Here is a 1,206-nt window from a genome sequence, read left to right on the forward strand (position 1 = left end):
GACAGGAGTTGAAGGACACTTCTGTCTTTGCACAGCCTAAACAGCGCAGCACATGTCCGCCCAGTGCCGCTGTGCGGCACCGTTCGATGGCCGACATGACCTTCAGCTGCCCCAGGCTCAGGCGTGTGTTGGCTCGCCACGCTGGCCCGTGGCTGCGGAAGATGTCCGCAACCTCCAGCATGAGGTGTTACAGCGCTCGGGCCTACTCGGAAGGCAGACGGTCCAGCGGACTGGTGACCTCGTGTAGCAGATCGGTGGCCACCTGGACGTAGAGCGCGGTGTTCTCGAGCTTGGCGTGGCCGAGCAGCACCTGGATCACACGAATATCGACCTTCTGTTCGAGCAGGTGGGTGGCGAAGCTGTAACGCAGGGTATGCATGGATACGCGCTTGTCGATGTTCGCGGCCTCGGCGGCGGCATGAATGGCGCGGTTCAGTTGCCGCGTGCTCAGCTGATCGAGCGGATCGAGCCCGGGAAACAGCCACCCACCATCGAGCATCTTGCCCTGTGTACGGGCCACGCGCCACCACACACGCAGGCGCTCCAGCAGCACCGGCGAGAGCATTGCGTAGCGGTCACGGCGGCCCTTACCCTGCTCGATACGCAATGTCATGCGTTCGCTGTCGACGTCGGTGACCTTCAGCGCTACCACTTCGCTGGCGCGTAGCCCCGCGCCGTACGCCACCGACAGCGCGGTCTGGTGCTTCAGGTTACCGGCGGCCTCGATGAGCCGCCGCACTTCGTCGGGGCTGAGCACGATGGGCAATACGCGAGGCACGCGCACGGGTTGCATCCTGACCATCAGCTCGGGCCGGTCGAGCGTGACTGTGAAGAAGAACTTCAGGCCGGTGATCGCGTGGTTCAGCGAAACGGCCGATGTGCCGTGGTCGACCAGATAGAGCTGGTAGCGCCGCAGGTCCTCGACGGTGGCCGTGTCAGGTGAGCGCCCGAGAAAACGGGCGAACTCACGCACGATGTGCAGGTAGATGTCCTGGGTCTTGGGGGCAAGCTGGCGCATGCGCATGTCGTCAATCATGCGCTGGCGCAGCGGACTGACGTTTGACTGTGAGGAGGTCATGATTCGGCTCCTGCTGGAGAACGAGGCGGACTGCCTCATTCGCCAACATACGGAACCACGATGCCGGCCTCTCCCTGCCCACCGAAGTCTGACCGTAGCCCCTACCGCGCGAGCGGTTTAGTCCGCCG

General features: G+C 63.8%; 2 protein-coding genes. Both read right to left on the minus strand.

Annotated features, from left to right (window positions below):
- Nucleotides 1-181 (minus strand): transposase zinc-binding domain-containing protein (locus AWB72_RS28305; protein WP_208863198.1); only part of this gene is annotated, 181 nt, incomplete at its 3' end.
- Between the two features lie 21 nt (nt 182-202).
- A complete protein-coding gene (locus AWB72_RS28310; protein WP_087129215.1) occupies nt 203-1,078 on the minus strand; it encodes a tyrosine-type recombinase/integrase in 876 nt (291 codons plus the stop codon).
- Between the last annotated feature and the right edge of the window lie 128 nt (nt 1,079-1,206).

Source organism: Caballeronia concitans (assembly GCF_001544615.1).
GTDB classification, from domain to species: Bacteria; Pseudomonadota; Gammaproteobacteria; order Burkholderiales; family Burkholderiaceae; genus Caballeronia; species Caballeronia concitans.